The organism is Corynebacterium sp. HMSC070E08 (assembly GCF_001808895.1).
GTDB classification, from domain to species: Bacteria; Actinomycetota; Actinomycetes; order Mycobacteriales; family Mycobacteriaceae; genus Corynebacterium; species Corynebacterium hiratae.
Window position 1 is genome coordinate 1 of the sequence record NZ_KV794754.1, and the last position, 16,399, is coordinate 16,399.

Consider the following 16,399-nt stretch of genomic DNA (forward strand, 5'->3'; position numbering starts at 1 on the left):
GGACTCCGTGTCCAAAAAGTCCCTAGACATCACAGTTTTAGGCTTGAGAGTTTCTTTCCTAGCCATCACTTCGCGCCCTTCGCGCTCACGGCGAGCCTTAACCAGCCACAGCCCACGCTGCCGGTGGACGCGAAGGATGGGGTTGCTGTTCTTATCTCCTTTCCTGTGCGCTGCGCCATAAAGATCGTCCCGTCATCATGAGAATCACCAGCATTGCACTTGGTGCAAACTTGCACCGAGTGTAGGATTGCACTCTGTGCAAGAAGAATTGTCATTACGCGAGCAAAAACGTCTAGAAACTCGCCTTCGTATAGAGGATGCTGCCACCCTCTTGGTAGACGAGCACGGCTTTGCTGCAGTTACGGTGGAGGAGATTTGTGAGAAGGCCGGTATTTCCCGGCGTACTTTCTTTAATTATTTCGATTCCAAGGACTCAGCTGTCTTGGGCAACCCCAGCCAAGAGTTTTCCCAAGAGCAGAAGAGCTACCTGCTCGAAACTCCCACGGAGAACCTCTTCAAGCTGGCCGTAGACCTCATCAAGGAGCACCTCATTGGGCAGCACGCCAATAGGGAGATTGCTGAGCGACGCCGCCGTATCTCCCGCGATGCGGACGCAGCGGCGGCGTCCTTAAGCAGAAAGCGTGCCAAGTCCAACGAAGTCCTTGAGCTACTCACCCAGCGGCTGGAGAAGGAGCCAGCATTAAAGACCATGCCGGATGTCTCCCCGCACACGGAGGCACTCCTCATTGCTGTCACCATCCGTGAGGCTTTCTGGTTGGCCACCACCTCCCCAGACTTCAGCTGCGACATCCCCTTTGAGCAGCGCTTTGATTCCGCACTCATGCTCATCAACAACTATTCGAAAGGACTTTCATGGTAGCTACCGCGAAACCGCCAGTGGCCCACACTGACACCGGCAAGCCGGAAAACAACCTTGCCCTCGTCTTCTCTGCCCTCGTGCTCACCATGTTGATGAGCTCCCTGGGGCAGATGATCTTCGCTTCCGCCCTGCCCACCATCGTCGGCGAGCTCGGCGGCGTCGACCACATGAGCTGGGTTATCTCCGCCTTCCTGGTCACCATGACCATCGCTATGCCCATCTCCGGCAAGCTCGGTGACATGATGGGCCGCAAGTGGCTCTACATCGGCGGCATTGCCACCTTCGTCATCGGTTCCGCCGTGGGCGGCTTCGCCAACTCTATGAACCTGCTCATCATCGGCCGCGCGATTCAGGGCTTCGGCGCTGGATTCATGATGATTTCCTCCCAGTCCATCATTGCGGAGGTCACCACGGCTCGTGAGCGCGGCAAGTTCATGGGCATCATGGGCGGCGTTTTCGGCCTGTCCTCCGTCCTGGGCCCGGTCCTCGGTGGCTGGTTCACTGATGGTCCCGGCTGGCGCTGGGGCCTGTGGATGAATATCCCCCTCGGTCTTCTCGCGATGACCGTTTGTGTGCTCGTTCTGCACCTGCGCGTTGGTGATACTGACTTGCGCAAGTTTGATGCCTTGGGCGCCACGTTCATTGCCATCACGACCGCCTCGCTCATCCTCATGACCACCTGGGGCGGCACCCAGTATGAGTGGTCGGATCCCGTCATTCTCACCTTGGCCGTCATCGTTGTGATCGGTGCTGTCATCACGGTCTTCGTCGAGAAGCGGGCCAAGGAGCCTCTGATCCCAGTTCTGCTGTTTAAGAACCGCAACATGGTGCTCACGACGGCCGCCGGCATGGTGCTGGGGCTGGCTATGTTCGGCGTGCTGGGCTACATGCCGACCTACCTGCAGATGGTGCATACACTGACGCCGACCAAGGCGGGCCTCATGATGATCCCGATGATGCTCGGCATGATCGGCACATCTACCACAGTGGGATTCATCATCGCCCGAACTGGCCACTACAAGCGCTACCCCATCATCGGTCTCGCCATTACGGCAGGCGCGCTGTTCTGGATGTCGAAGCTGACTGTGGATACCTCCCTGACTCAACTTGGCGCTGAGTTCCTCGTCTTCGGCATCGGCCTCGGCTTCGTCATGCAGGTGCTCGTTCTCATCGTTCAGAACTCCTTCCCCGTGGCACTGGTGGGCACCGCAACGGCGGCCAACAGCTTCTTCCGCCAGATCGGTTCCGCCATGGGTGCCTCCTTGGTGGGTTCGCTGTTCATCCACAACATGAAGGATGAGTTGGCAGCCAACATGCCTGCCGCCATTGCTTCCATGGGCAAGGCTGGCGCGCCCTTTGCAGAAAAGTTCAGCGCTGAGGGCGGCGGTTCCTCTAGCCTGACCCCGTCGATGGTGGCACAGCTTCCGGACCCCATCCGCGACGTCATCCTCAACGCCTACAACGACGGCCTCACCCCGGTCATCCTGCTCATGGTCCCGATGGCTATCATCGCTCTCCTGCTCATCCTGCCGGTGCGGGAGGAGCACCTCAAGGAGACCATCGACTAGGACGTCGGTCCCCGCTCAACAACAAGAAATCCTCGCTACGAACAATGACGTAGCGAGGATTTTTCATACCAGAGTATTTAACGCAGAATTCCCAACTGGCGAGCCACCTGGGCAGCTACGCCAATGAGCGCAAGCACGCCTGCAATGATGCCCACGATGGTTCCAGCATCCGCACCACCGGAGCTTAGGTTTCCAGCAAGAGACTTCTTGGTCACCTGCACGATCTTGGTGACTTGGTTGTCCGACAACTGGGGCTGACCATTGCGCACCACATAGGTGTTAAAGGTGACGGTCACGGTTCCCTCCGACTTAGCCTCGTAGGTACCGTCCTCGTTGACTTTAAGAACCTCAGGATCGCTTGAGCTTGGCGACGCCACCGGCACCCCTAGCTTCGCTCCCCAGAATCCATCGATGCTCAAGCCCAGGCTGCCTTGGCTTCCCACCGAGGTGCCTCCAGTCGTCATCAGTTCGGCATCATTGACTGCACTTTCCGGCACAGCGATGGGGAATGCGTGGCGGCCGGTGATGCGAGCGGGTTCACCCGGCATATCGCGATTGGAGAAGAAGCCTGCGGTGACCTTTCCTACCTGTGCCTGAGCAAAAGTTACGTGAACGGGATCAATGATCGAGTAGAAGTGGCCATTCTGTGGATTCCTTTGTCCGTTTGCACGAACAAGCTGTTCCCACTCACTGGAGCCTTGGTTGCTATCCGTCGACCACGATGCAATAGCGCCCGGCATGTCTGCCGTGGTGAGATTTTCTCCGGCCAACAGATTATCGATGACCCCAAAGGCCCCTACCCCAGGGAGCCGCTCGTGGTTGAAATCCAAATTCTCCTCCGCAGCGCGCTGCAAAACCGCGTGCTCAAGGCCACGATCCCAAGAAATCGCATTCATATACTCTTCACGGGTGTGATAGCCCGCAGCGGCAGCTGCCTGCTGCAGCGTTGCACCGTCGAAGGGAAGATTCGCATCCCAAGCCTTGCCGCGCAGCTGACGAACTTGGCGGGTAACCAAGTCAATGTCGGATTGCATGACCGGCTCGGCAAAGACATATGCCAGAGCGCCATCGGGATAGTTAACGTTGAGCTCTGCTACAGGAACGGAGCCAGCAGGTGGAAACTCAGCAGCCGTGGCAACGGGCGCTACAAAAGCACCGGTCGACACGGCTACGGCGGTAGAAAGGGCAAGCACAGAGGTGCGGAAAGACATGATTCGCCTTCGATAGAGAGTGGATGAGAACAGGTTCTATTCTATCCCCACTCCTGCCCTGATATTAGAAAAGTGAGATAATTACTTCCTCTTCTCGTTGGCTGCTGCCTTCTTTTCCTCCGGCTTAGGCAGAAGCAACTCGTATACATCGGTATCGCGCCACTGGCCGGCGAGCTCGCCGTAGGTCATCTTTGCCATGTGGGAGTAGGTGCCCACCTTGACGAAGCCGCGGGACTTGTGCAGCCCGGCAGAACCTTCGTTCTCCGGGAAGATCCATGAGTGGATGGCCCACTTGTGCAGGTCACGGCATACCTCGATGAGCTGATCCAACAAGGCGCCGCCAATACCGCGGCCCTGGGCCTCTTTGCTCAGGTAAATGGAATCCTCCACCACGCCGTGGAACACGGTGCGGGTAGACGCTTGCGCAGCGCAGACCCAGCCGAGAACCTTCGAGTCATCGTCCGCCTCCACCGCAACGAAGACTGACGACATGATCTTGACGTTCTTAAACTCCTCGAAGGTCAGCGACCGGGTCTCGTAGGTAGCGTGGCCGGTGTTGAGGCCCTGCTCGTAGATTTCGCGCATTTGCGGGTAGTCCGCCGCAGTGAATGGACGGATGCGGAAATCCTTCTTCTTGTCTTTCGCGTTGTCGCTCATAGGACAATTATTACTGAGCACGCACGACCAATGCCAAGCAGACCCCTACAAGATCGCCATTCGCGAACGAGTTAGTTCTCACCTTCCAGCAAATCGGTGACAAGTTCCGCAATGGCAGAGCGCTCAGAGCGCTGCAACGTGATGTGAGCGAAGAGCTCATGCCCTTTGAGCTTTTCAATGACTGCCTGCACACCGTCGTGCCGGCCCACGCGCAGGTTATCTCGCTGCGCCACGTCATGGGTCAGTACCACGCGCGATCCGCGGCCCAAACGGGACAAGACAGTCAGCAACACGTTGCGCTCCAACGACTGGGCCTCATCGACGATGACGAAGGAATCGTGCAGGCTGCGGCCGCGGATATGGGTCAGTGGGAGAACTTCCAAGAGGCCTCGGTCTTGGACTTCATCCATGACGTTTTCCGATACGAGACCCTCCAACGTGTCGTAGACCGCCTGCGCCCACGGGTTCATCTTCTCACTCTCGGAGCCAGGCAGGTATCCCAGGGACTGCCCACCCACCGCATACATCGGGCGGAAAACCACGATGCGGCGGTGTTCCCCACGCTCCAGCACAGCTTCTAGACCGGCGCACAAGGCCAACGCAGACTTACCGGTACCTGCACGGCCTCCAATGGACATGATGCCCACGGAAGGATCCAGCAGCAGATCCAAAGCTACCCGCTGCTCAGCCGAGCGCCCCTGGAGACCAAAGACATTCGCATCACCGCGTACCAAGCGCACTGCGCCCTCGGCTGTCATGCGGCCCAGCGCTGATTGCCCGCCTGCCTGCAGCGTCACGCCACAGTGCACCGGAAGGTCCTCGACGCGGGTGCCGGCGGTGGTCACTGATCCGTCGATAAGCACCTCGCCTTCCCCATAGAGCTCATCGATGACCTCCGCGGTGGTCTGCACCGTAGCCATACCGGTGTATCCCGTGAGCACAACGTCCTGCGCGTGGTACTCATCTGCCTGCAGGCCCACGGCGCCCGCCTTAACGCGCAGCGGAACATCCTTGGTCACCAGGACGGTGTCCTTGCCCTCGTGCTGCAGGTTGAGCGCGCAGGCCAGGATTCGGTGGTCTCCCTCCGGCCCACGGAAGGCCGCTGGCAGCAAGGACTGATCCTGGTGATTCAGCTCCACGCGCAGCGTTCCGCCCGCGGCGTTGACGGGAAGAGGCTGATCCAGCGCCTCATAGGTAGCGCGGAGGTCCTCCAAAAAGCGAAGAGCTTGGCGGGCGAACCAGCCAAGCTCCGGGTGATGACGTTTTCCTTCCAACTCAGAGATAACGACGATGGGCAGCACCACATCGTGCTCTGCGAATTTACGCAACGCCCAAGGGTCGGAGAGAAGGACGGAGGTATCGATGACATAGGTCTTGGTAACCACAGCGGCCTCGTGCGGCTGCTCGGTCAGGACGGAAGGATTGGTCATAGCGGCAGGGTTCTCCCTTGTTATGCCCGCCCCAACTCAACGACCTGGGTGGGCATGGTGAAGCTGGTGGTTTTTCGAACTGTCCGGACGTCCCTGTGAACCTCCGGACACCGTCCACGCTAGAGAGCAAAGGTTGAAATTACATGGGTGCAAGATGAACAGTATTAAAACGACAATCCCCAGAGCCACACCATCCCCACCAGTCGGCTCGCTCCCTCACAAACCACAAAGAAATGCTCCGCACTGGTTTTACAGTGCGGAGCATTTCTTAGAAAGCTGGCTCTATTGTGAGCCCTCTTAGTTAATGGTGGCCTCGTACTCGCCGGACTCACCCTGCATCCAGGAAATGGTGCCGTTGGCGAATTCCTGTACCCAGCCGTTGCCCTCAGCCTTCTCCGGGGCGGTCGGCAGACCAACCTTGCTGTCCAAGCCGCCTTCCTCGGTCCAAGTCTCAGCGATCTTGCCGATGATCGGCTGGGAGCCATCTCCCTCGCTGAATGCCAGCAGCTTGTCCTTGGCGAAGGTAGCAACGCTACCGGCATCGGTGGACTCGATGGACTCCGGATCGCCCCACTCGGCGGCCTTGTCCTTGATGGCCTGCGCAAAGTCGGCAGGGACCTCTACATCACCGTTAGCGGTGGAGACGCTCTCCTTATCACCCTCGGCACCCTCAGAATCAGCGGAACCCGAATCGGAAGACTCCGCCTCAGAGGAGTCAGCGCCCTCGGAATCGGAAGCCTCAGAATCAGAAGCCTCAGCGGACTCGGAACCGTTGATAGAGTCCTTTGCCTCGTTAGCAGCGGAACCGGCAGCATCGGTAGCATCGGACGCGGCGGACTGTGCAGCGTCGCCAGCGTCCTTAGCGGCGTCCTCAGCATCGGAGCAGGCAACGACACCCAGGGAAAGGGTCGCAGCGGCGATACCAGCAGCGAAACGACGAGTCATCTTCTTCATTATCTAAACCTTTCTCTTTTGTTGAGCACTGTTCTAAGTACTTTTGTTGAGAACAAAGTCCACCGTAGGCTCGGCCGCGGCCGCCCCGCCACCGATGCACCTATGATTTGACAACAAAGAGCCTTCCTTATCTACGTTTCCGCTGCTGAGACCCCCTATATCTTTTCGATAACGGTTTGGAAATCGAGCCCTTGTGAGACTTTCCTTGCGACTTTCTGCGTGCTTGTTTAGCCTTTGCTTTGTCACGGGCACTGCGCTTCTCAGCAACATTGCGGGAAGAATTCCGCGTCCTTCCCTTCGCCACGCCGACGAAATCCTGAATCTCGTCACCATCGTCTGCTCGGCGCCACACCAAAGCGATCTCCGTGCGCGCAACAGTGGGATCCTCCAAGCCCAGTGCCACGACTTGCTTCTTGCTGAGCACCTTCAGCAGCGGTCGAGGTGCGATGGCCACGCCCACGTTGGCTGCCACAACTTGGAGAGCGGTACGCAGGGCAGGGACGTCGACGCTGCCATCCTGCGCAATCCGGTAATTCACGATCTCTTCGGCGACATCCTCCGGTGTAATGTCCTCCCCTACCTCGGCGTACACGGAATCCTTCGGAACTGCGATCCCAGGCGCTTCCTCGTACAGCCGAACCACATGGAAGCTGTCATCGACCCGTAGATCTGGCAGGCGGGTCAGAGCAAGGTCAGCTTCCTGGGCAAGAAGAGCCGCCATCGCATCATCGGCGTCGGCGGTCACCAGGGACTCGAGAGAATGCGAGTCACGGTAGCGGCGAAACCATTTACCGGGTTCTGTACCAGTGCAAAAGACAAGGCGGAGCATGCACCTCATACTACGGTGCTGCTAGCGTGGTGAGCGTGACTGATACCCCGAATAATGAAACCCCAGCCAACGAAACCCAGCAGCCTTCCGGTACCGCCATGCGCGCGCAAACCGCGGCTAAGAAGCTGGGCATCTACCTGCCGGCCGCCCCGGAGGAGTTTCAAGCCATTGCAGTAACGCACGCGCAATTGCGCGACTTGCAGGAGAACCCGCCGGAGTGGCTGGCCACCCTGCGCCGCGAGGGCCCGCACCCGCGCCCGGTGGTGGCACAGAAGCTGGGCATTTCCGTGACCGCGCTGAAGAAGAACGACATGGATCGCCCTCTCACCACCGCAGAAATCAAAGAGCTCCTCAGCGCAATGCCCGAGTGGCTCGAGGCCGCCCGGAAAGCTCACGCCGAGGAGCGTTCGGAAGCTTAGACCAGCTTCCAGTCCTCAAGGCCGTCGTACAGCGGGAAGTCCGCGGCGACCTTCTCCACGCGGGCGCGCAGCTTGGCGACGTCCGCGTTCTTGCCATTTGCCAGCGCGGTACCGATGACATCCGCCACCTCGGTGAAGGCCGCCGTGTCAAGACCGCGGGTGGCCAGGGCCGGGGTGCCAATGCGCAGGCCGGAGGTGACCATCGGCGGGCGCGGATCGTTCGGAACCGCGTTGCGGTTCACGGTGATGCCCACCTCGTGGAGGAGGTCCTCTGCCTGCTGGCCATCGAGCTCGGAGTTGCGCAGGTCCGCTAGGACGAGGTGCACGTCGGTGCCGCCGGTGAGAACGTCGACGCCCGCCTTGGTGCAATCCTCAGCGGTCAGGCGCTCAGCCAGAATGCGAGCGCCCTCCAGGGTGCGCTCCTGGCGCTCCTTGAACTCCTCGGTGGCCGCAATCTTGAGAGCAATAGCCTTTGCCGCGATGACGTGCATGAGCGGACCACCCTGCTGGCCCGGGAAGACGTTGGAGTTGATCTTCTTGGCAAAGTCCTGCTTGGCCAAGATAATTCCGGAGCGCGGGCCACCAAGCGTCTTGTGCACGGTGGAGGACACAACATCGGAGTGCGGCACCGGGGAGGGGTGCAGACCGGCGGCCACGAGGCCCGCGAAGTGCGCCATATCCGTCCACAGGTAGGCGCCGACCTCATCGGCGATGGAGCGGAAGGCCTCAAAGTCGATGGTCCGCGGGTAGGCGGACCAACCAGCAATGATCACCTGCGGCTTCTCAGCCAGAGCCTGCTCGCGGACCTTGTCCATGTCGAGGCGCATGGTCTCCGGGTCGACCTCATACGCGGCAACGTCGTAAAGCTTGCCGGAGAAGTTCAGCTTCATACCGTGGGTCAGGTGACCACCATGAGCCAAGGACAGGCCCATGATCTTGTCACCCGGCTGGATCAACGACGCCAGCACCGCAGCGTTGGCCTGGGCACCGGAGTGCGGCTGGACGTTGGCAAATTCGGCGTCGAAAAGCGCCTTGGCACGATCGCGAGCCAGGTCCTCCACGACATCAACGTGCTCGCAGCCGCCGTAGTAGCGGCGCCCCGGGTAGCCCTCTGCGTACTTGTTGGTGAGAACAGAACCCTGCGCCTGCAGAACGGCGCGGGGGACGAAGTTCTCCGAAGCAATCATCTCGAGGGTATCGCGCTGACGAGCGATCTCACCAGAAATAGCATCGAAGACCTCGGGGTCAAGATCGCGCATCTCCTGGTAGCGCACGTCTGAATTGTTCGTAGTCGTCATGAAAGCGTGGTGTCCCTTCCTACAGATGGTCAAGATAGCCAGCGGCGCCCGCTCGCAGCACAACACCACCGGCTTTAGAAATCGCCGAAGCTAGTTCTACATCCTAACGCCCCTATCCCCCGCGCGGGGGCCTCTAAGAATCTTTTCATTCGGGGCAATTGCACGAGGCGCCGGATGCAGTGCGACAATAGTCGGCATGGCGCGAATGACCGATGCGAGCCCGTACCTCGATTTTGACCGCGATACGTGGCGTGCCCTGCGTAAATCCATGCCACAGGTGTTGACGGCCACCGAGGTGGAAAAACTCCGTGGTATTGGTGACCGCATCGATCTCACCGAGGTGGCGGAAGTCTATCTGCCACTATCCCGTCTCATTCACATGCAGGTGGAGGCCCGCCAGAAACTCACCGCCGCCACCGAGGCCTTTTTGGGTAACCCACCGACGCACGTGCCTTTCGTCATCGGCGTCGCCGGCTCCGTCGCCGTGGGCAAATCGACAACGGCGCGCTTGCTCCAAGTGCTCTTGGAACGCTGGGATTCCCACCCGAAGGTCGACCTCGTCACCACCGATGGTTTCCTCTACCCCACCGCCTATCTCAAAGAGCACGGGCTAATGCAGCGCAAGGGCTATCCGGAGTCTTATGACCGCCGCGCGCTCATGCGATTTGTTACCGACGTTAAATCCGGCAAACCACTGGTTACCGCACCGCTTTATTCGCACGTGTCCTATGACATCGTCCCCGATGAATTCCAAGAGGTCCGGCAACCGGACATCCTCATCCTGGAAGGCCTCAACGTCCTGCAGACCGGGCCAACCCTCATGGTGTCGGATCTCTTTGACTTCTCTGTCTACGTCGATGCCCGCGTGGACGACATTGAGAAGTGGTACATTGACCGCTTCCTCAAGCTCCGGCACACTGCCTTCCGCGAGCCGGGCGCGCACTTCGCTTCCTTCGCGGACATGACGGATGAGGAAGCCTACGCACAGGCACGCGAAATCTGGCAGTCCATCAACCTGCCCAACCTCATTGAGAATATTTTGCCCACCCGGGTGCGCGCTTCCCTGGTCCTGCGCAAAGGTTCACACCATTTGGTGGAACAGGTCAGGATGCGCAAGCTCTAGGCGGCGTAACCCGGCTAGCGCCCAAAGCGGCGCGAGCGCTGAGAATAGTCGCGCAAGGCACGCAGGAAATCCACCCGGCGAAATGCTGGCCAGTAGGTATCCGTAAACCAAATCTCGGAATAGGCTGCCTGCCACAGAAGGAACCCGGACAGCCGCTGCTCACCGGAAGTGCGGATGACGAGGTCGGGATCCGGCAACCCTTTGGTGTACAGGTTGCCCGTGATGGCCTCCGCCGTCACGTTCTCCGCGATCTCCTCAGCGCTCAGCCCCTTGCGTGCTTCACTACGGATCAAGTTCTGTACGGCATCCACAATTTCTTGGCGCCCGCCGTAGCCCACCGCAATATTGACGATGACACCTTGGTGATCCTCGGTAGCCTCAGCCGCACTCTGCATCTTGGCTGTGACCTGCTCGGGGAGCAGATCTAGGTGCCCGACCAGGCGGATCTGACAATCCAAGTCACCCTGGGAGAGGTGCGTGACGACATCCGAGATGATGTCGAAAAGCAACTGCACTTCCTGCTCGCTGCGCTTCAAGTTTTCCGTCGACAGCAAGTAGATAGTGACGACTTCAATGTCGGTGCCCTGGCACCACGAAATCATCTCACTGATCTTCCGCGCGCCTTGCCGGTGGCCGTGGCTGATATCCGTAAAGCCCGCCTCGCGCGCCCAGCGGCGATTGCCATCCGCCATGATTGCCACGTGGCGTGGTTGCGGTTTGTTTTTAATCTCACGCGTTAGGCGCGCCTCATACAGGGGGTATAGGAGCTGGCTTAGGAACTTCACGGTGGGGAAACGTCCTCTGCGTTAAAAGATGGACTTCTTGCTGTTATCGAGGATGCCGGCTTCCTTCATTGCCGCATCGACCGCCTCATCATCAAAAGGATCGATGCCATGATCCTGCGCGAACATGGTGCGGCGGCGGAAGCGCGAATAGCGGCGGTGAAAGTTCCAGCCTGCAAAAAGGACGGCCACTCCCATGAGAACGAGGATCAGCAAACCAATGGGCGAGGCCTTACCGAACTCCGGTCCCACCGGCCCGCTTTGGCTCCCTTGGGCGAGCAGGGCGACGTCATGCGCCGCGAAGTACAAAGCGTTCATACTTTAAGATTCCCCTACTTCCGGGATTCCCGCAAATAGGTCGTCCTCTGGCAGTGAGGACGAGACACGGGTCTTGGCCAACTCGAACTCCTCCGTTGGCCAATGCTCCTGCTGCACGGCGACGGGCGTAGCGAGGAAAGCACCAGCCGGATCGATTTGGGTGGCGTGCGCGCGCAGGGCGTCCTCCCGGTTTTGGAAGTAATCCGCGCACTCTACCTGCGTGGTCACGCGCGCCATGATGTCACCAAAAGCGGTGTCCCAGCGCGCCAGCATCGGCTCATAGGGGCTAATCTTTCCCTCTTCTACAAGGAGGTCGTGAAAGATCTTCATTCTCTGGTACACGAAACCGTGCGTGTAGTAGAGCTTCTGCGGCTCCCACGGCTCTCCCAATTCTGGGTGGTAGGCGGCATCGCCCGCCTTCTCCCACGCCAACATAGAAGCACGGTAGACCATGAGGTGATCCGGGTGCGGGTAGCCGCCGTTTTCGTCATAAGTAATGATGACTTGGGGGCGGAACTCCCGAATGATCTCCACGAGTTCTTGGGCCACATCATCATCTTCTTTGAGAGCAAAGCAGCCCTCAGGCAGCAGGTCCTTGATATTGGGGGCCAGCGGATTACCCGGAAGGCCCGAGTCCACGTGCCCGAGCCACCGGTGCTGTACTCCCAAGGCGGCGGCGGCCTTCGCCATTTCTTCACGACGAATACTGCCCATGTTCTCGAGGACGCCGGGACGGTCCATGGCTGGGTTGATGATATCCCCCCGCTCACCGCCGGTGCAGGTCACGACGAGGACTTCCGCTCCCTCCGCGGCATACTTCGCGGTCGTCGCAGCACCCTTCGAGGATTCATCGTCAGGGTGCGCGTGAATAGCCAAAAGGCGCTTTGTGCTCACTGGGTGATACATCTCCCTACATCGCTTCTTTAAACAGAGGCCCAGTCTAGTGGATAGTAACTTCGTAGCGACCGTTGGATAGAATCAGACTCATGTCTGACGCCCAACCTGCTTCTCGCTCCGCACGCGCACGGTCTCGCTACGGTTCCTCGTCCTCCTCTGCTCGCACGGGGAAATCCTGGACCAATCGGGCCCTAGTCCTGATTTTCCTGGGCATGCTGGTGGCGGCCGTCGTCTTTGGCGTGCAGTACGTGCGCAGCCAACAGAAAATTAACGCGGACATCTCCTATGTCACCCACGAGATTCTTTCCGACGATACCGCCCGCGTGTGGGTAGACATCACCCGCAACCGCGTGGAGGAGCCTGCCTATTGCATCGTGCAGGCTTTTGACTATTCCAAGGCAGAGGTGGGCCGCCGCGAAATTGCCGTGCCGGCTGGCGGCGAAGCCGCCCAGCGCGTCGCCGTGGACATCCCTACCAATCACCCTGCCGTCGCCGGTGGCGTCTACGGCTGCTCCGGAAATATCCCCTCCTACCTCGATATCAGCACCATGGATTCTGCGGGTGAGGCAAACGCCGAGTAAAAGCCCAGCTATGCTAGTATGTTGAGCGTTCTGAATGGGCCGCGCCACCTGCGCTTTTAGGCCCAGTCTTTAAGAAATAAAACCGTTCATCAGGAACCGTCAACGGAAGGTTGCACTATGGCTGAGCAGCAGAAGCAGTACATCACCCCGGAAACCAAGGCCAAGCTCGAGGCCGAGCTGCAGGCCCTCATCGACCACCGCCCGGTCGTCGCCGCCGAGATTAATGAGCGCCGCGAGGAAGGTGACTTGAAGGAGAACGCGGGTTACGACGCCGCCCGCGAAATGCAGGACCAGGAAGAGGCCCGCATCAAGCAGATCTCCGAGGTTCTGGCTAACTCCACCACCGAGCGCACCGCCGTCCAGGAAGGCGTTGCCCACATCGGTTCTGTCGTCCATGTCTACTACAACGGTGACAAGGAAGACCGCGAGACCTTCCTTATCGGTACCCGCGCTGCGGCATCGGATAACAAGGATCTGGAGACCTACTCCGAGCAGTCCCCGCTGGGTGCTGCCCTCCTGGGTGCTGCTGAGGGCGAAACCCGCGAGTACACCGCGCCGAACGGCAAGACCTTGTCGGTGACCGTGGTCTCCGCGGCACCTTATGATTCCGCAAAGGCCGCAACTCCGCGCAAGTCCTAATTTATACTGCTCTTAGGTCATCGTTTTTCTGAGAAAGAGTTTTATCACATGAAGAAGTTCACTCGTTTCGCTGCCGCTGGTCTGGTTGTCTCCGCTGGACTCACCCTGGCTGCTTGCCACCCGCCGAGCGAGCAGGATTCCACTGAGAAGGTCGACACCGGTGCCACCTTCACCGGTGAGGCGCCGGGTGCTGGTGCATCCGAGTCCACCGCAGCAACGGCTGAGACTGAAGCCACGGCTGAGACTGAGGTTGCTCCGGCCGAGTACACCACTGCTCCGGTTCAGCAGTAGGCTCACCGTCAGCTTAAAGCGAAAGCGGCGTCCCGTTATTCGGGCGCCGCTTTTCGCGTTATGAGGTTATGAGAGAATATCCCTCACCCACGGCCCCTAGTTTTCTTCCCGGGCCCACTCGCCGATGACTCCGGGCAGCACCGCGGGCGCTTCACCGAGGAGATCTCGGCGGTTCGGATCGCGCTCAACCTGCGTTGTGACGGATTTGATCCTCTTTTCGCTTTCACCGCCGCGGGCTGCGCCGCCCATCATGGGCATCATCCGCATCCCCGCGCCGCGAGCATTACTCACACCCGACTTCGCGCCACTTGCTCCCCCAGCAGCGCCAACGACGTTAGTCGCACCACCAGCGCTACCAGCACCAACACCACCGGTGCCGCCAACGCCGACGCCGCCGGCGCTACCAATGACCCCACCTCCGCCAAGGCCGCCTCCGCTTAGCGACGCCCTCCCGTCCCTCTGCAGTCCACTCCCGGTTGCGGCCCCGGGGAGACCACCAAGAACCGGATGCGTACCGGTCTGCGGTCCAGTGGGCACAGTACCGAAGCCGCCCAGCCCCGCGGCCGACGTCACCGGATTCGCCGACAACTCCGGCACTCGGCCCAACCCACGGCCGTTGAGACCAGCAGCACCTCCAGGAAGCTTGGTGCCGCGCGCATCTCGCCTCACAAAAGAAACCGGTGGCCAACATCACACTGCTTGTGAATGTCGGCCACCGGTTCGTAAAAGAGCACTGCCGAAGCTAGTCCCTGAAGTAGCTCAGCAGACGGAGAATCTCGGTGTACAGCCAGACCAAGGTCACGGCCAAGCCAAGAGCAATGCCCCAAGCGTACTGAGCCGGAGCGCCCTGGCGGATGAGGCGATCAGCCTGATCGAAGTCCGTCATGAAGGACAGGGACGCCAGCACGATACAGACGAGGGAGAAGATGATGGCGAGCATGCCGCCATCACGCAGCGGGTTAAAGCCGAAGAAGATAGCTCCCAGCAGGTTGCCCAGTGCCATTACAGCCACGCCGGCGATGAGGCCGAACATGATCTTGTTGAACTTCGGAGTGACCTTAACAGCGCCGGTCTTGTAGACCATCAGCATGCCGATAAACACGCCGACAGTGCCCATGATGGCCTGGCCGATAAGCGCCATACCGTCAGAGTTGCCGAAGGACACACCGGCGAACATGAGCGAGAATCCGCCCACGAAAAGACCCTCAAACACTGCGTAGATCAACGTCGCCGTAGCTGAGCCAAACTTCTTGCCAAACGTTGAGACCAGAACAGTAACGAAACCGCCCAGCGCACCAACCAGCGTAAGAATCATCGCGATGCCCGGGTTGATCAACTCACCGATAGCGAAGTTGAGCACGGCCATGACGATAATGACGCCCAAAGTAATGCCAGTCTTAGTCACGACATCATCAACCGTCAGCGGACGATCAGCGCTGCGGCTTTCTTGGCTGAATGGATTATCGCTCTGCCCGTAGGGATTACCCTGGGTCTGACTTTGGCTGGACGAGAGGGAACTCATGACGGGGTTGCTAGAACGCACGCGAATCCCGATTCCTTTCACAGTCTTTCTCTAAAAAGCAGCCCCGTGGGGCCGCCGTGTTTGTCATTTCACTGGGATCAACGCGTCCCATTGCTAGGAAGTTCCCAAAATCACAAGATTTTCCACATTTGGTAATGGCATGGTTCCCCAACTGGAGGTTCCCCTAGTGTCTTCAGGCAAACAGCAGCATCGCGTCGGTTACCTCGCTTGGCGTGACAAAAACAAGCCTTAAAAATCACGTTCGGAGACTCCTTTTTTAGCCTCAACGTTCTGTTTCTGTGCCGTTAAGCGTCTCCGTTCCAATTCATTTGCTTTTAACGCATTTTCCCAATGGTAGACCAATTGCTGAGATACTTGTACACACCCAAACACTGACCACAGAATCAAAATGAACGGGGCCGAAGTCACGCCCCAAACCCACCAAGAATTCGCCTTAATGAGTGGAAACAAATTTGCAGCCACCAACCCCGATGCTGACGCACACGCCGAAATCTGTGCCACTAGCCTAAAGGGCCGGGCCACCCCTGAAACACCGGTCTTTGTCTTGCCAAGCAATTCTGCGTAAGCTGGCGAAACCACTCCTACGAGTACCGCCATGGCCGTAAGAATCAGAGTCGCAATGCCTGCTCCAACACCTGCGATTCCCACAAAAATCGACTGCAGCCCTTCACGGCTATCAAGAAAAAATGCGGGAACTGAAGCCGTCGCTCCTCCGGTCACAAATCCAAGAATAAAGTCGTAGGACATGAGCACGCTGCAAACTGGCCCGCGGTCCTTCTTCACAGCCTCACCCATAACATTCCCCTACTCTAACTAATCTATTTGTCGTGATATATCCGCAATGGCTGTATTTGAAATTTCCCCGTCATCGTTCGTACTAATCTCGATTGCTTCTTCCTCCGCGCCGGCCAGCGATGAGTACCTTGTCTCTACGAGAGCGCCACTGGTGGGGTTGCCCGCAAATCGTGGACACGTAGTG

19 protein-coding genes are annotated in these 16,399 nt (G+C 59.1%); 7 read left to right on the forward strand and 12 right to left on the reverse strand.

What is annotated here, in order from left to right; genetic code table 11:
• Window positions 1–256: 256 nt before the first annotated feature.
• The gene (locus HMPREF2526_RS06250) at window positions 257–880 is read left to right on the forward strand and encodes a TetR/AcrR family transcriptional regulator (protein WP_070510288.1); all 624 of its coding nucleotides are present in this window, start codon (window positions 257–259) and stop codon (window positions 878–880) included.
• On the forward strand, window positions 874–2,448 hold the full coding sequence (locus HMPREF2526_RS06255) for an MDR family MFS transporter (protein WP_070546500.1): 1,575 nt from the start codon (window positions 874–876) through the stop codon (window positions 2,446–2,448). The genes HMPREF2526_RS06250 and HMPREF2526_RS06255 overlap by 7 nt, the downstream gene beginning before the upstream one ends.
• 77 nt (window positions 2,449–2,525) lie before the next feature.
• Here HMPREF2526_RS06255 and HMPREF2526_RS06260 read toward each other — a convergent pair whose 3' ends face one another.
• The 5 genes from HMPREF2526_RS06260 to HMPREF2526_RS06280 all read right to left on the reverse strand — a co-directional run bounded on the left by HMPREF2526_RS06260 (window position 2,526) and on the right by HMPREF2526_RS06280 (window position 7,529).
• Window positions 2,526–3,659 (reverse strand): hypothetical protein, encoded by a 1,134-nt coding sequence (locus HMPREF2526_RS06260; protein ID WP_070517589.1) that lies wholly within the window; start codon window positions 3,657–3,659, stop codon window positions 2,526–2,528.
• An 81-nt stretch (window positions 3,660–3,740) separates the two neighbouring features.
• Window positions 3,741–4,316 carry a GNAT family N-acetyltransferase gene (locus tag HMPREF2526_RS06265; RefSeq protein ID WP_046648337.1) on the reverse strand — a complete coding sequence of 192 codons (576 nt, stop codon included), beginning with the start codon at window positions 4,314–4,316 and terminating at the stop codon, window positions 3,741–3,743.
• 71 nt (window positions 4,317–4,387) lie between these two features.
• A complete protein-coding gene (locus HMPREF2526_RS06270; RefSeq protein ID WP_046648336.1) occupies window positions 4,388–5,746 on the reverse strand; it encodes a PhoH family protein in 1,359 nt (452 codons plus the stop codon).
• 297 nt (window positions 5,747–6,043) lie between these two features.
• The gene (locus tag HMPREF2526_RS06275) at window positions 6,044–6,700 is read right to left on the reverse strand and encodes an LGFP repeat-containing protein (protein WP_070517587.1); all 657 of its coding nucleotides are present in this window, start codon (window positions 6,698–6,700) and stop codon (window positions 6,044–6,046) included.
• Between the two features lie 127 nt (window positions 6,701–6,827).
• On the reverse strand, window positions 6,828–7,529 hold the full coding sequence (locus tag HMPREF2526_RS06280) for a LysR family transcriptional regulator substrate-binding protein (RefSeq protein WP_049155514.1): 702 nt from the start codon (window positions 7,527–7,529) through the stop codon (window positions 6,828–6,830).
• A 98-nt stretch (window positions 7,530–7,627) separates the two neighbouring features.
• On the opposite strand from HMPREF2526_RS06280, the gene HMPREF2526_RS06285 reads away from it, so the two are divergent.
• Window positions 7,628–7,948 carry a DUF5997 family protein gene (locus HMPREF2526_RS06285; protein WP_118779527.1) on the forward strand — a complete coding sequence of 107 codons (321 nt, stop codon included), beginning with the start codon at window positions 7,628–7,630 and terminating at the stop codon, window positions 7,946–7,948.
• Here the strand turns inward: HMPREF2526_RS06285 and glyA are convergent.
• Window positions 7,945–9,246 (reverse strand): serine hydroxymethyltransferase, encoded by a 1,302-nt coding sequence (gene glyA / locus HMPREF2526_RS06290; RefSeq protein WP_049155515.1) that lies wholly within the window; start codon window positions 9,244–9,246, stop codon window positions 7,945–7,947. The genes HMPREF2526_RS06285 and glyA overlap by 4 nt on opposite strands.
• 196 nt (window positions 9,247–9,442) lie before the next feature.
• On the opposite strand from glyA, the gene coaA reads away from it, so the two are divergent.
• The gene (coaA, locus tag HMPREF2526_RS06295) at window positions 9,443–10,369 is read left to right on the forward strand and encodes a type I pantothenate kinase (RefSeq protein ID WP_046648333.1); all 927 of its coding nucleotides are present in this window, start codon (window positions 9,443–9,445) and stop codon (window positions 10,367–10,369) included.
• 14 nt (window positions 10,370–10,383) lie between these two features.
• On the opposite strand, the gene HMPREF2526_RS06300 is transcribed toward coaA, so the two are convergent.
• Genes HMPREF2526_RS06300 through mca form a run of 3 tightly spaced genes read right to left on the reverse strand, consistent with a single transcriptional unit; the run spans window position 10,384 to window position 12,363 of the window.
• Window positions 10,384–11,154, reverse strand: coding sequence for an isoprenyl transferase (locus HMPREF2526_RS06300; RefSeq protein ID WP_046648332.1), 771 nt, complete (start codon window positions 11,152–11,154; stop codon window positions 10,384–10,386).
• 21 nt (window positions 11,155–11,175) lie between these two features.
• Window positions 11,176–11,469 (reverse strand): hypothetical protein, encoded by a 294-nt coding sequence (locus HMPREF2526_RS06305; protein WP_046648331.1) that lies wholly within the window; start codon window positions 11,467–11,469, stop codon window positions 11,176–11,178.
• 3 nt (window positions 11,470–11,472) lie between these two features.
• Window positions 11,473–12,363 carry a mycothiol conjugate amidase Mca gene (mca, locus tag HMPREF2526_RS06310; RefSeq protein ID WP_046648345.1) on the reverse strand — a complete coding sequence of 297 codons (891 nt, stop codon included), beginning with the start codon at window positions 12,361–12,363 and terminating at the stop codon, window positions 11,473–11,475.
• A gap of 92 nt (window positions 12,364–12,455) precedes the next feature.
• On the opposite strand from mca, the gene HMPREF2526_RS06315 reads away from it, so the two are divergent.
• The 3 genes from HMPREF2526_RS06315 (at window position 12,456) to HMPREF2526_RS06325 (ending at window position 13,877) form a co-directional block, all read left to right on the forward strand.
• Window positions 12,456–12,947: a DUF4307 domain-containing protein gene (locus HMPREF2526_RS06315; RefSeq protein ID WP_046648330.1), complete on the forward strand. Its 492-nt coding sequence runs from the start codon at window positions 12,456–12,458 to the stop codon at window positions 12,945–12,947.
• A 117-nt stretch (window positions 12,948–13,064) separates the two neighbouring features.
• On the forward strand, window positions 13,065–13,586 hold the full coding sequence (gene greA / locus HMPREF2526_RS06320) for a transcription elongation factor GreA (protein ID WP_046648329.1): 522 nt from the start codon (window positions 13,065–13,067) through the stop codon (window positions 13,584–13,586).
• A 48-nt stretch (window positions 13,587–13,634) separates the two neighbouring features.
• Window positions 13,635–13,877, forward strand: coding sequence for a hypothetical protein (locus HMPREF2526_RS06325; RefSeq protein WP_046648328.1), 243 nt, complete (start codon window positions 13,635–13,637; stop codon window positions 13,875–13,877).
• A 96-nt stretch (window positions 13,878–13,973) separates the two neighbouring features.
• On the opposite strand, the gene HMPREF2526_RS06330 is transcribed toward HMPREF2526_RS06325, so the two are convergent.
• The 3 genes from HMPREF2526_RS06330 to HMPREF2526_RS06340 all read right to left on the reverse strand — a co-directional run bounded on the left by HMPREF2526_RS06330 (window position 13,974) and on the right by HMPREF2526_RS06340 (window position 16,203).
• Window positions 13,974–14,546 (reverse strand): hypothetical protein, encoded by a 573-nt coding sequence (locus HMPREF2526_RS06330; protein WP_246819871.1) that lies wholly within the window; start codon window positions 14,544–14,546, stop codon window positions 13,974–13,976.
• 73 nt (window positions 14,547–14,619) lie between these two features.
• Entirely contained in the window at window positions 14,620–15,420 is an 801-nt protein-coding gene (locus HMPREF2526_RS06335; RefSeq protein ID WP_070546502.1) for a Bax inhibitor-1/YccA family protein, read from the reverse strand.
• 228 nt (window positions 15,421–15,648) lie between these two features.
• A complete protein-coding gene (locus tag HMPREF2526_RS06340) occupies window positions 15,649–16,203 on the reverse strand; it encodes a hypothetical protein (protein WP_148139546.1) in 555 nt (184 codons plus the stop codon).
• Between the last annotated feature and the right edge of the window lie 196 nt (window positions 16,204–16,399).

Bases quoted from the DNA above. Each gene is read 5' to 3' on its own strand.
- coaA (WP_046648333.1), top strand. From the start codon at position 9,443: ATGGCGCGAATGACCGATGCGAGCCCGTACCTCGATTTTGACCGCGAT.
- HMPREF2526_RS06270 (WP_046648336.1), bottom strand. From the start codon at position 5,746: ATGACCAATCCTTCCGTCCTGACCGAGCAGCCGCACGAGGCCGCTGTG.
- HMPREF2526_RS06255 (WP_070546500.1), top strand. From the start codon at position 874: ATGGTAGCTACCGCGAAACCGCCAGTGGCCCACACTGACACCGGCAAG.
- HMPREF2526_RS06325 (WP_046648328.1), top strand. From the start codon at position 13,635: ATGAAGAAGTTCACTCGTTTCGCTGCCGCTGGTCTGGTTGTCTCCGCT.
- HMPREF2526_RS06260 (WP_070517589.1), bottom strand. From the start codon at position 3,659: ATGTCTTTCCGCACCTCTGTGCTTGCCCTTTCTACCGCCGTAGCCGTG.
- greA (WP_046648329.1), top strand. From the start codon at position 13,065: ATGGCTGAGCAGCAGAAGCAGTACATCACCCCGGAAACCAAGGCCAAG.
- HMPREF2526_RS06280 (WP_049155514.1), bottom strand. From the start codon at position 7,529: ATGCTCCGCCTTGTCTTTTGCACTGGTACAGAACCCGGTAAATGGTTT.
- HMPREF2526_RS06265 (WP_046648337.1), bottom strand. From the start codon at position 4,316: ATGAGCGACAACGCGAAAGACAAGAAGAAGGATTTCCGCATCCGTCCA.
- HMPREF2526_RS06275 (WP_070517587.1), bottom strand. From the start codon at position 6,700: ATGAAGAAGATGACTCGTCGTTTCGCTGCTGGTATCGCCGCTGCGACC.
- HMPREF2526_RS06305 (WP_046648331.1), bottom strand. From the start codon at position 11,469: ATGAACGCTTTGTACTTCGCGGCGCATGACGTCGCCCTGCTCGCCCAA.
- HMPREF2526_RS06285 (WP_118779527.1), top strand. From the start codon at position 7,628: ATGCGCGCGCAAACCGCGGCTAAGAAGCTGGGCATCTACCTGCCGGCC.
- glyA (WP_049155515.1), bottom strand. From the start codon at position 9,246: ATGACGACTACGAACAATTCAGACGTGCGCTACCAGGAGATGCGCGAT.
- HMPREF2526_RS06315 (WP_046648330.1), top strand. From the start codon at position 12,456: ATGTCTGACGCCCAACCTGCTTCTCGCTCCGCACGCGCACGGTCTCGC.